Origin of the sequence: Shewanella mangrovi, assembly GCF_000753795.1 — a bacterium.
Taxonomy (GTDB): domain Bacteria; phylum Pseudomonadota; class Gammaproteobacteria; order Enterobacterales; family Shewanellaceae; genus Shewanella; species Shewanella mangrovi.
On sequence record NZ_JPEO01000009.1, the window covers coordinates 32,911 to 45,000 of the forward strand.

Sequence of the window (12,090 nt, forward strand, 5' to 3'; positions counted from 1 at the left end):
ACAGCTCCATTCGATAACTCATTAGAAAGGGAAAAACCAAGGTACTGCGGCAACCACAATTGCGCCGTAGACAAAAGCTACCGGGAATCCCGCGCGAAAAAAATGTGTGAGTGTGTATTTACCTGCGTTGTACACCATTAAATTGGTTTGATAGCCAAACGGACTGACAAAACTGCCACTCGCACCATAGGCCACCACCATCACAAACGGAAGAATGTTAACGCCAAGGCCATGAGCAAGCCCAATACTCAGCGGGAACATCAAGGCGGCCGCCGCATTATTGGTCACTAACTCGGTCAATATCCAGGTCACAACATACGTCAGTAACAGCAGATAAAAAGGTGGCAATCCAGAGGCATGCTGCTCCACTATGCTGGTAAACCAAGTCGCAACGCCCGAATTCACCATCGAAAAAGACAGCAAAATCGCGACAGAAACAATTAACCAAATATCGACCGGAAAACGCCGCAACAACTCATTTACCGTTATGCAGCCGGAGAAGATAAAAACGCCCAGAAGTAACAACAACGCCTGCAGCAAATCAATAATGCCGAGGGCGGAACTCAACACGGCGATAGCGAACCCACCAACGGCTAACCATTCTCTGGCACCATTAAGATGAAGATCAGGCTCTACGCCGCTCACACTGATAAAATTTTTACCTATGTTATGCCGATGGCGATACTCATCTCCCACGGCTAACACCAAAAAGTCGCCAGCTTCGATAACCACATCACCTAGCTTGCCAGAAATGTTGTGCCCATCACGACGGATAGCCACCACCGCGGCATCGAACAACGCGCGAAAGCCAGCCGACTTAAGCGATTTGCCCACCAGCACACTTTCTTGGCGCACCACAACTTCTGTCAGATCTCGCTGCATCAAGCCATCTTTATCAGCGAACAAGGTTAAACCAGGAAATGTATGCAATTGCATGACTTTTTGAATGTCGCCGGCAAAGACTAAGCGATCACCTTCATGCAGTAATTCTTGTGGGGATACAGGCGAAATGAGTTGTCCATTGCGTACCACTTCGACTAAAAACAGGGATTCCAGATGACGCAAGCCGTTCGCTTCAACACTTTTTCCCGCAAGGGGCGAGTCCTTCTGGATTTTAGCTTCAATAAAATAGCCGCTATAGCTCTTATCCTGACTACGAATATTGGGTAAGAAACGACTGCAAAGTGCCACCACCACGCTGCATCCCAACACCAGCAAAATACCGACAGCAAAAAATGAAAAGAAGGACAGCGAGTGCCCGGTTTCACTGATATAAAAACTGTTGACGATAAGGTTGGTTGACGTGCCAATTAAGGTCACGGTACCGCCTAAAATCGCCGCATACGACAGCGGCAGTAACAGACGGCTCGCATTGTGATATGGGTTATTGCGCACTGGCGCCATTAATGTCGCCACCACGGCGGTGTTATTTAAAAACGCCGAACAGATCGTAGTGATCCCAAACAGCCGTAGCCATGAACTACGATAGCTTTTGACCATCACTCCAGTGGCCAACATCCTTAATAGACGTGTTTTTTCCAACACTAGCGAGCACATCATCAACAAAATCAGTGTCACGAGCCCTGAATTGGAAAAGCTCTCAAGCACCTGCTCTCGATTGACTAATTCACTGGCAATAAGCGCCAACATAAGACAGCCAAAAACAGCGGCAGGACGGGATTGAAACTTAATCAATCCCGCAACGGTACTGACAAAAAGCGCTAACGTGAGATAACCATGCCACGACATAGTCAGATTATCCGCAGTTAGTCTTTACTAATGTCGCGAACGCCCCAGTGCGGGTACTGCTTGCGAATTAGGGCGTTAAGTTCTAACTCAAAATTAGAATATTCGATAGTCGAGGTTTGTTCACCAGCGCCTGTCACTTCGCGACGGATCATTCCGGCGCCAACGGTCGCGTTCGTCAAACGATCAATCACAATAAAAGAGCCCGTGGTCCGGTTTTGATCGTAGGGGTCAAACTCGATTTTTTCATTCAGCAGAAAGCGGCATTCGCCCATTTCGTTAAGTGCTAACTGATTCGCCTCTTCACGTTCCAACGTATTCACATTAACCCGATAATTCACTGCCTGCACAAAACCAGATGTAAGCTTGCTGCCCGCCTTAATCAAATACTCGCGGTCGAGATGCAACGGCTCCTCAGTCATCCACACCAAGTCCGCTTCAAAGCGATCATTCACCAGACTCACTTCATGCGGACGCACTAACATATCCCCGCGGCTGACGTCGATTTCATCTTCAAGGGTAATGGTTACCGCCATATCAACACTGGCTTTTTCGAGTTCACCGTCAAAGGTCACAATCGACTTAACACGACTTTGCTTACCCGAAGGTAACGCTTCAATCGTATCGCCAACGCGAATATCACCAGACGCCACGGTGCCACTGAAGCCGCGGAAGTTCAGATTCGGGCGGTTAACGTACTGGACAGGAAAACGGAACGCCGCTTGTGACTCTTTCTTAATGGTGACCGTATTCAACAATTTAAGCAGCGGAGAACCTGGGTACCAAGGCATATTGGCACTCTCATTGACCACGTTATCGCCTTTCAATGCAGAGATAGGCACAAAACGAATATCGGTAAACTTCAATTGCTCGGCAAAGTCACGATAGTCTTTCTTAATCTTTTGATAGACCTCTTGGTCGTAGTCAACGATATCCATCTTGTTGATGGCGATGATCACGTGCTTGATCCCAAGCTGTGAACAAATATAAGAGTGCCGACGGGTTTGCACCTGCACCCCGTGACGCGCATCAATCAAAATGATGGCCAAATCGCAGGTTGAAGCACCGGTGGCCATGTTACGGGTGTACTGCTCATGTCCCGGGGTATCGGCAATAATGAATTTGCGCTGCTCGGTAGAAAAGTAGCGATAGGCCACATCAATGGTAATGCCCTGCTCCCGCTCAGACTGCAGACCATCCACCAATAGCGCTAGGTCAAACGCCTCATCAGTGGTGTTAAAACGCTTAGAGTCTTTCTCAATCGCCGCCATTTGATCTTCAAAAATCATCTTGCTATCAAATAGCAAACGACCAATTAGCGTGGACTTACCATCATCGACACTGCCGCATGTTAAAAAACGCAGCATGTCTTTGTTTTCGTGAACTTTCAGGTAGCCTTCAATATCAGAAGCAATCAAATTTGAACTGTGGGACATCTTATTCTCCTCAAACGAAATAGTGCGTGCTAAACCATGGATTGAAATTAGAAGTAACCTTCCATCTTTTTCTTCTCCATAGAGCCTGAGGAGTCATGATCAATCACTCGACCTTGACGTTCTGATGTGGTTGACAGCAGCATCTCTTGGATCACTTCTGGCAATGTTTGTGCTTCTGACTTCACCGCGCCGGTCAACGGATAACAACCTAAGGTTCTGAAACGTACCGTTTGCATTTCTGGCGTTTCACCTTCATGCAATGGCATGCGGTCATCATCGACCATGATCAGAGTGCCATCACGTTCAACAACTGGACGGGGTTTAGCCAAATACAACGAAGGAATTTCGATATTTTCGAGATAGATGTATTGCCAAATATCCAACTCAGTCCAGTTAGAAAGCGGGAAGACACGAATACTTTCGCCTTTGTTGACTTTACTGTTATAGGTATTCCACAGCTCTGGACGCTGGTTTTTAGGATCCCAGCGGTGTTTACTGTCACGGAAAGAATAAACGCGCTCTTTCGCTCGAGATTTCTCCTCATCGCGACGAGCACCGCCAAACGCAGCATCAAAACCATATTTATCAAGCGCTTGTTTCAGCGATTGCGTTTTCATGATGTCGGTATGCTTAGCACTACCATGAACAAACGGATTGATATTGAGACGTTTGCCTTCTTCATTGATATGCACCAACAGCTTGAAGCCGTATTTCTCCGCCATACGGTCACGAAATTCAATCATCTCGTGAAACTTCCAGGTGGTATCAACGTGCAGCAATGGGAAAGGGATTTTACCCGGGTAAAAGGCTTTGCGAGCTAAGTGCAACAACACTGAGGAGTCTTTACCGATAGAGTACAGCATCACTGGATTATCAAACTCAGCCGCGACTTCGCGCATGATGTAAATCGATTCGGCTTCCAGTGCTTTCAGGTGGGTCATTTTTTCAGGCGTAATCATCAATTATCTCGCTATGGCGGCTACCTGCTATCGATCGGCGCACAGCTTGGCGCGTATCGTATACAAGGTAAAGTAACGATTTGTAGCGAGGATTCTAGCAGACGCTTATATACCTGAAATGTTCATTTTTGGAACTTATTATAATAAAAGGAAATAAATAGAACGATGGGCATCACAATTTCGCATGCTTAAAACATACAATCAGTGTATTTCAGCAGCTTCTTAACTTACGAATTGAAAAATTTGTCACATGATGAAGATAAAACATACAGAGCTTGTATGAATCAAAAAGTAGGTTTTGCCATAGGGTACGACACTAAAACCTACAATTTGATGAACATATAAACCTATAAATAATGTAACACAAAAACCTATAAAAGGTGTAACATTAAAACCTATAAATAAAATCCTATATCCAATCAATATTTTTGAGCTGTAGAACGCGAAATGAACAATATTTCAAAAAAATTAGCAGATTCGCTTGAGCAATTAAAACTGCTTCAAGGAGCTGGAGTTGTTGCTATTCAGTCAAAGCAACTCAGTCGAGTGCATCGTGAGCGGTTACTGAAGCATGGGTTTATTCGCGAAGTTATTCGGGGCTGGTACATACCCGCAATGCCTGATGAAAAGCATGGCGATAGTACCTCTTGGTATACATCCTTCTGGGATTTCTGCGCGGCTTATTTGTCTGAGCGGTTTGACAAATCGTGGTGTCTCTCACCTGAGCAGTCGCTGAGCCTGCATATCGGTGATAGAACGGTTCCTCAGCAATTACTCGTGCGCTCTCCCAAAGGGAATAATAAGCCCACAGCATTTTTGCACAACACTTCAATTTTTGATGTCAGGTTGAACATGCCCGATGTCGAGTACATAGAAAATTTAGAAGGACTTAACGTTTACAATCTGGCCTCAGCTCTAGTCTATTGTTCAGCTCATCAGTTTCAAAATGCACCAATTCAAATGCGTACCGCTTTATCTATGGTAACAGATGCATCTGATGTGTTGTCCATTTTACTCGAAGGAAATCATAGCGTAATTGCCGGCCGCTTAGCTGGAGCTTTTAGGAATATTGGCCGAGATCTGATCGCAAACAATATCTTAAAAGGCATGCAGGCAGCCGATTTTAAAGTGCAAGAAGAAGACCCTTTCGCAGAGAAGGTGCAGATAAGCTTTGGCCGCCGAGATGTTTCCCCCTATGTTAATCGCATGCGGTTGATGTGGGCGCAAATGCGTGAAGGTGTTATCGCGCATTTCCCCCCGGTCTCAAGCCAAGCTATCAATATCGAAATTTACATGGCTGAAGTGGAAGATAAATACATTACAGATGCCTATCACTCATTATCCATTGAAGGCTATCGAGTCACTCCCGAACTGATTCAACTTGTTAAATCTGGCAACTGGCAAGCTGAGAGCTCAGATGAAAGCAGAAAGCATTTAGATGCTATGGCAGCCAAAGGCTACAGGGATGCATTTCAAGAAGTAAAAAAATCTGTTAGGGCGGTGCTAGAAGGTAAGAACCCTGCAGATGTTTTAGAACAAACGCACAGTGACTGGTATCTAGCTCTATTTAGCCCCAGTGTTGCGGCCGGTATTATTAAGCAATCGGAATTAGCCGGTTATAGAACGGGACCAGTTTATATTCGTCAATCTATGCATACGCCCCCCAATAGAGACGCCATTAGAGATATGATGCCAACTTTGTTCGATTTACTTGCTGAAGAGGAAAATGCAGCTGTTAGAGCCGTACTGGGACATTTTATTTTCGTATATATTCATCCATATTTTGATGGTAACGGCAGAATGGGAAGGTTCATTATGAATTTGATGATGGCCTCGGGTGGTTATCCTTGGACTGTCGTACCTGTCGAACGGAGAAATGAATATATGCAGGCTTTAGAAGCTGCCAGCGTTAAACAAGATATTGTGCCTTTTACTCAGCTCTTAGCATCGCTGATTGAATAACTCAATATCTTGGAACCTTGGCGTTTTCTGCCAAGTTCATTGTCTGATGCCACGACAGTGACAGGTTTTCCCCGTATTTATAAGAGCATCGAAGGAGCTAGTGCTCAGCTTCTTTTAACCATCGGTTGATTGACGTACGGTCAACGTCCAATCGTTTGGCAACCTTAGATTTATTAAACCCTTCTTGCTGCAATACATAGTTCAACAGTTCGGATCGGATATCACTGTAGGTACCGCTGACAAAACGACATTTGCTGCAACTGTCCTTGAGCCGATGTTCACCCACTATTTCCATATCATCCAATAACAACAGCGCTTCATCGACTGATGCCGGGCTGATGCTGATAGACAGTACCAAACGCTCAATAATGTTGCCCAATTGGCGAACGTTACCTGGCCACTCATACTGGGCTAACAGCTTCCACAATTCTGCTGAGAGCTCGATGGGGGGCTTACTATACTTTCGCGAAAATTCACGGATAAAATGCTTTCCGATAGGAATAATATCTTCTCGTCTTTCTCTGAGAGGAAGTGGTGTCGCCTTCAAGATATTTAGCCGATAGAACAAGTCTTCTCGAAATTTGTTCTCTTTCACAAGCTCTAACAACTGATGATTACTCGCTGAAATAATACGAATATCAATTGGGATCACTTGGTCAGAGCCCAGTCGCATGATCTGCCGCTCTTGGAGTACCCGAAGCAATCTTGATTGGAGGTTCTTATCAAGCTCGCTGATTTCATCGAGAAAGATGGTGCCGCCATGCGCCAGTTCAAACAGCCCCATTTTGCCTTTGACTGATGCGCCAGTAAAAGCACCAGCAACATAACCAAACAATTCACTTTCCAATAATTGCGGCGCCAAAGCGCCACAGTTGACGGCAACGAATGGTCCATTACTTCGATTGCTCGCGTTGTGGATGCTCTGAGCAATCATCTCCTTACCTGTCCCACTTTCCCCATAAATCAAAATGGTGGCATCAGTTTTAGCGTAACTTTCCACTAGGCGCATACGCCTCAACATATCTTTATTGGTGGAAATGATATCTTCAAAGCGATAACGCGTAGACAACCCTCGTTGTGCTAACTCATGGCGCCGAACGTTATATTCCATTCCTCGCAGATTTTTCGCTGATTGGATTGTAAGCAGGATGCGGAATAACGTCCCTTCTACTAGCATCGGGATTTGATTAATAACGAAAGTGCCAGACGCTGCTTCGACAATCATGCCGATAATTCGCTTTCCAGCCGTCAACGACTCCCAATCGATGGCTTCATGCAGCGCAGCGTCAATGTCAACTAACTTGCGGACACGTTGTTGCTCGAAGCTCAACAGATCTAACGAACTGGCATTGGCGTGTACTAATTCCCCTTGTGGGGTGAGGCTTATTAAGCCGTTTTCGTAATGGTCAAAAATTGTTTGAAAATAGAGGCTCTCTTTATGTTTTGCCGCAAACGCTTTCGTTAATGCCTCAGCATCTTCAAAGGCATTAATAATCGACTCATCACTCGACTGAATGATGGAATACCCCTCTTTGTTACGACTGAAAAAATCTTGATATACGGCGTCCCCAACAATCCAATCAAAATGGTTACTCGCCATTAGGCGCTTTAGATGATCAATCTGTTTTTCCATGTTGTTTGCATGGGCATCTTCAACAATAAGAGATTCACTTTTAATGCCCAGCTTATCTGTCAGCTTATTGCAGCTAGATACCACACTTCTAAACCCAACAATACCGATCTTTGATGTCGTGCCAATAAAGGGCGAAATCACTTCGAACAGATCGAACAGCGACACTTTTATTTCGACTACCGGCAAGGAGGAATTACGTCTTAGCAGTTCCGCACAACCACCGCGGCTGATCAGTACCTGATAGCCCTTACTTTCTAACTGAGGGATCGCTTGCACCACATGCGTCAGATCGGTCTGAAATATGTCCATGTCCAACGGATGGGAATCGAGTAATCGCTTTGCATCTTCGGCCAGTTGTTCATACGGACTGACCAAACACACTCTATTTCTAAAACTCATGGAGTTAGCTCCCTCACCCTCAACAAGGTGATGCAATTTGCTACGGCAACAGTGGGAATTTACCTCATTTTTTACTTTACGTTTTAGCAACAAATCACAAAAAGCCAATAAAATCATAAAGTAAAAAACTGGCACCTTCCTTGCCGTTCTCTGTTGCTATTCCACAACAAGGAAATGAGATGAAAAAGAACGCTGTTGTCATCACCGATAAAGACTCCATTGCCGTCGCGACGATGGATCTAAAACAAGGCGAGCTCGCCCTGATGTTTATCAATAACGAATCCCACGAAGTGCGACTTAAAAACGATGTGGCCTTTGGTCACAAATTGGCTATTCGCAGCATCTCAGCAGGTGAGCATGTCATTAAGTACGGAGAATCCATCGGGTTAGCGACGCAAGCGATCCAAGCCGGTGAATGGGTACACGTTCATAACGTAGAGAGTGAACGTGGTCGCGGCGATCAACACGCTTAATAACTACTTTGGGGAGAAAACAATGAAATTCATGGGATACAGACGCGCAAATGGTCAAATCGGTATTCGTAACTATGTGTTGGTGTTAGCCACAAGTGTTTGCTCTAACCAAGTTGCGCGAGAAATTGCAGAAAAGGTACAAGGCTGTACCTACATCAATAACACCTTTGGCTGCTGCCAAATCGGCTCAGATGCTCGCCTAACCACTAAAACCGTCATCAATACCGCCTTAAACGGAAACATCGGTGCGGTTGTAGTCGTTGGATTGGGCTGCGAAGGCACCGAGCCCACTTACGTTTACGACGAGATTTTGAAAACAGGTAAACCTGTCAAAATGGTTACCATCCAAGGTGATGGCGGCACTTTAGGCGCATTAGCGAAAGGGGCTGAATTTGCCCGTGAATTTGCTCAACAGCTGTCACTTCAAGTCCGCGAAGAGTGTGATATCAGCGAACTGATCCTTGGCATGGAATGTGGAGGCTCAGACACAACTTCTGGCTTGGCATCCAACCCTACCGTCGGCGAGGCATCAGATGCCATCGTGAATAATGGCGGCACTTCTATGTTGTCAGAAACCACTGAATTCATCGGCGCAGAGCATGTTGTTGCAAGACGTGCTATCACGCCTGAAGCATCAGATGCCATCTTAAAGTTAGTTCGAGATTGCGAAGCTAGAGCGATGGCACTAGGCGAAGACATTCGTGGTGGACAACCTACCCCTGGGAACATCGAAGGCGGTCTCACCACTATTGAAGAAAAGTCATTAGGCTGCATTCATAAATCAGGTCATGCACCCATTACCGGCGTGCTCAACTATGCCGATATTCCGGTAAATAAAGGGTTATACATCATGGACAGCCCTGGACAAGACGTTGAGTCAATGACCGGTATGGCGGCAGGTGGTGCTCATATCATGGTGTTTACCACCGGTCGTGGCTCACCTACCGGCAATGCGATTGCCCCCGTCATTAAAATCACGGGCAATAAGCAAACCTACAACAAAATGCCCGGCAACATCGACCTTGATGTATCCGCGATTATTGATGGCGACAAATCAATCCCAGATATGGGCCAAGCACTTCTAGACGAGATATTACTCGTCGCGAGCGGCAAACAAACCAAAGCAGAAACCTTAGGCCATAAAGAGTTCTGCATCTACAAGACCGCACCTACATTTTGATTTTGCCTAAGCAGGTGCACAAAGGCGCCTGCTTAGCCTTTATTTAGAGAGCAACAAAATGAAAATCAAACAAGCTATTGAGAAGTTCCCCGGCGGTATGATGGTTATCCCACTACTGCTTGGCGCCCTCTTTAAAACCTTCGCACCAGATGCGCTTGAGATTGGTGGGTTCGTCACCTCAATCTCTCACGGCGCCATGGCTATCCTTGGCGTATTTTTGGTGTGCATGGGCGCAGATATCAAACTAAAGGCTGCGCCAAAAGCCGTCAAAACTGGCGTATCGATTACCTTAGTTAAATTCTTAGTGGGTACTGCTTTGGGGTTGGCAGTCGCTAAGATGTTTGGTCCAGATGGTCTATTTGGGCTGTCAGCTCTTGCGATTATTGCAGCAATGACCAACAGTAATGGTGGGCTATACGCAGCATTAACTGGCGAATATGGCTCTGAAACTGATGTGGGGGCAATTGCCATTGTGTCGTTGAACGATGGTCCATTCCTCACCATGGTGGCTCTAGGCACAGCGGGCTTAGTCTCGATCCCATTTATGAACTTGGTAGGCGTTATTATTCCAATTCTAATCGGCATGTTATTAGGGAACCTAGATGAGGAAATGCGTACATTTCTAAGGGCCGGTGCCAATATGCTCATTCCATTTTTTGCCTTTGGATTAGGTGTCGGGATCAACTTCGAAATGCTGTTATCGTCGGGCGCATCAGGTATCTTGTTGGGGTTAATGACACTGTTAATTGGTGGCTTCTTTAACATCATGGCGGATAAAGCATCGGGCGGCTCTGGGGTGGCCGGCGCCGCGGTCTCATCAACATCCGGGAATGCTGTAGCAACACCTGCTGCAATTGCACTTATTGACCCTAGCTTGCATCAAGCAGCTGCAATCGCCACAACTCAAGTTGCAGCATCAACTATTTTAACGGCACTGACCGTTCCACTACTGACGACATGGGTGGCAAAACGTAACGCAGCGAAGAGAGCATCAAATCAACTTGCAGAAGAAGTTGCGTGACTACTCACCGCCTTATCAGGCGATGCTTCTTATTTCGTTAGCCGTTGCTCGATAGTATCGAGACTTACGCAGCTTCCATAAGCAAAAACGACTGTCCAGCCGCTTTTAATTCCAGAATACCCTTATCACGGATGTTAAGAGCGGCATTTAAGTCCCGATCTATATCCTTAGTGCCGCAAGATGGACAATCCCACTTGCGAACCGATAAGGGCATTTCTTCCATTTTTTGACCGCAGCAATGGCAAGTTTTGGAGCTGGCATACCACTGATCTATTTTAATCAGGTGCTTGCCTTGTTCTTTCGCTTTGTATTCCAATTTATTAACAAAGCTATTCCAACTTGCATCGGCAATATGCTTTGCCAGCTTGCGGTTTTTCATCATATTGGCTGATTTTAGTGTCTCTACGATTATTGCTTGGTTTTCGTCAACAAGGGTTCGACTGAGTTTGTGTTGAAAGTCAGCGCGAGCATTCGCTACTTTTTCATGACACTTGGCAACGAGCAAACGGGCTTTAGCCCTGTTTGCACTGCCTTTTTTCTTTCTTGATAACTGGCGTTGTTTACGTCTGAGGTTTTTCTCTGCGCGTTTTACAAATCGAGGATTTGCTGTCTTTCTGCCATTGGATTGAATGGCAAAATGAGACAAACCTAGATCAATACCTGTAACCTTGCTCAGTGAATGAATGAGGCTAGGCGTTTCTATTCCATCATCAACCAGAATGGAGGCGTAGAACTTGCCCGTTTTGCTCAGACTTACAGTAATGCTTTTAACTGTGCCAATTATTTCACGGTGTATATTTGCTTTTACTGGCTGCATCTTCGGCAGTTTAATCGCTGCATCTAACACTTTTACACCAACGCAATGATAGCTTGATTGCTTGCAGTGTCTGCGTTTGAACTGCGGATATTTGGCTTTTAACTTTGGATTAAAGAAGTTATCAAAAGCTTGATGCAGGTTAATTACCGATTGTTGGAGCGCAATAGAGTCGTATTGCTTTAGCCATTGATATTTTCGTGATTTTTTTGCCACAGCAAGCAAAGGCTTTAAGTCTTTTTTGGGATTTAAAGACACGCCATGCCTGCGGTACATGTGAGACTTAATATGTAGGGCTTTGTTATACGCAAAACGAACAGCACCAAACTGAGCGATTAGAAACTCAGCTTGCTCAGGCATTGGATAAATGCGTACTTTAGTTGCTCTTAACATATAAGACTATAACACTGGATGCATGAACAGTATTGTACTGGTGACTTATCAGCCGTCAATATTAAAGTTCTTCG

General features: G+C 45.4%; 9 protein-coding genes. 4 read left to right on the forward strand and 5 right to left on the reverse strand.

Annotated features, from left to right (window positions below; translation table 11 throughout):
* Positions 1-21 precede the first annotated feature (21 nt).
* The 3 genes from HR45_RS12355 to cysD are packed head-to-tail and all read right to left on the reverse strand — an operon-like array spanning position 22 to position 4,141.
* On the reverse strand, positions 22-1,749 hold the full coding sequence (locus HR45_RS12355; protein ID WP_037443364.1) for an SLC13 family permease: 1,728 nt from the start codon (positions 1,747-1,749) through the stop codon (positions 22-24).
* A 17-nt stretch (positions 1,750-1,766) separates the two neighbouring features.
* On the reverse strand, positions 1,767-3,182 hold the full coding sequence (gene cysN / locus HR45_RS12360) for a sulfate adenylyltransferase subunit CysN (RefSeq protein ID WP_037443366.1): 1,416 nt from the start codon (positions 3,180-3,182) through the stop codon (positions 1,767-1,769).
* Between the two features lie 47 nt (positions 3,183-3,229).
* Entirely contained in the window at positions 3,230-4,141 is a 912-nt protein-coding gene (gene cysD / locus HR45_RS12365; protein ID WP_037443367.1) for a sulfate adenylyltransferase subunit CysD, read from the reverse strand.
* 447 nt (positions 4,142-4,588) lie between these two features.
* Here cysD and HR45_RS12370 point away from each other — a divergent pair, with 447 nt between their 5' ends.
* Positions 4,589-6,103: a Fic family protein gene (locus HR45_RS12370; protein ID WP_037443369.1), complete on the forward strand. Its 1,515-nt coding sequence runs from the start codon at positions 4,589-4,591 to the stop codon at positions 6,101-6,103.
* A 97-nt stretch (positions 6,104-6,200) separates the two neighbouring features.
* Here the strand turns inward: HR45_RS12370 and HR45_RS12375 are convergent, their stop codons facing one another.
* The gene (locus HR45_RS12375) at positions 6,201-8,135 is read right to left on the reverse strand and encodes a sigma 54-interacting transcriptional regulator (RefSeq protein WP_037443371.1); all 1,935 of its coding nucleotides are present in this window, start codon (positions 8,133-8,135) and stop codon (positions 6,201-6,203) included.
* 179 nt (positions 8,136-8,314) lie between these two features.
* Between HR45_RS12375 and HR45_RS12380 the strand changes: the two genes are divergently transcribed.
* The 3 genes from HR45_RS12380 to HR45_RS12390 are packed head-to-tail and all read left to right on the forward strand — an operon-like array spanning position 8,315 to position 10,809.
* The gene (locus tag HR45_RS12380) at positions 8,315-8,608 is read left to right on the forward strand and encodes a UxaA family hydrolase (protein ID WP_037443373.1); all 294 of its coding nucleotides are present in this window, start codon (positions 8,315-8,317) and stop codon (positions 8,606-8,608) included.
* Between the two features lie 22 nt (positions 8,609-8,630).
* Positions 8,631-9,788 (forward strand): UxaA family hydrolase, encoded by a 1,158-nt coding sequence (locus tag HR45_RS12385; protein ID WP_037443375.1) that lies wholly within the window; start codon positions 8,631-8,633, stop codon positions 9,786-9,788.
* Positions 9,789-9,846: 58 nt separating this feature from the next.
* Positions 9,847-10,809: a 2-keto-3-deoxygluconate permease gene (locus HR45_RS12390; RefSeq protein ID WP_037443376.1), complete on the forward strand. Its 963-nt coding sequence runs from the start codon at positions 9,847-9,849 to the stop codon at positions 10,807-10,809.
* Between the two features lie 64 nt (positions 10,810-10,873).
* Here HR45_RS12390 and HR45_RS12395 read toward each other — a convergent pair whose 3' ends face one another.
* Entirely contained in the window at positions 10,874-11,983 is a 1,110-nt protein-coding gene (locus tag HR45_RS12395; RefSeq protein ID WP_206537903.1) for an RNA-guided endonuclease TnpB family protein, read from the reverse strand.
* Positions 11,984-12,090 lie beyond the last annotated feature (107 nt).

Bases quoted from the DNA above. Each gene is read 5' to 3' on its own strand.
- HR45_RS12385 (WP_037443375.1), top strand. From the start codon at position 8,631: ATGAAATTCATGGGATACAGACGCGCAAATGGTCAAATCGGTATTCGT.
- HR45_RS12390 (WP_037443376.1), top strand. From the start codon at position 9,847: ATGAAAATCAAACAAGCTATTGAGAAGTTCCCCGGCGGTATGATGGTT.
- HR45_RS12370 (WP_037443369.1), top strand. From the start codon at position 4,589: ATGAACAATATTTCAAAAAAATTAGCAGATTCGCTTGAGCAATTAAAA.
- HR45_RS12395 (WP_206537903.1), bottom strand. From the start codon at position 11,983: ATGCCTGAGCAAGCTGAGTTTCTAATCGCTCAGTTTGGTGCTGTTCGT.
- HR45_RS12355 (WP_037443364.1), bottom strand. From the start codon at position 1,749: ATGTCGTGGCATGGTTATCTCACGTTAGCGCTTTTTGTCAGTACCGTT.
- cysD (WP_037443367.1), bottom strand. From the start codon at position 4,141: ATGATTACGCCTGAAAAAATGACCCACCTGAAAGCACTGGAAGCCGAA.
- cysN (WP_037443366.1), bottom strand. From the start codon at position 3,182: ATGTCCCACAGTTCAAATTTGATTGCTTCTGATATTGAAGGCTACCTG.
- HR45_RS12375 (WP_037443371.1), bottom strand. From the start codon at position 8,135: ATGAGTTTTAGAAATAGAGTGTGTTTGGTCAGTCCGTATGAACAACTG.
- HR45_RS12380 (WP_037443373.1), top strand. From the start codon at position 8,315: ATGAAAAAGAACGCTGTTGTCATCACCGATAAAGACTCCATTGCCGTC.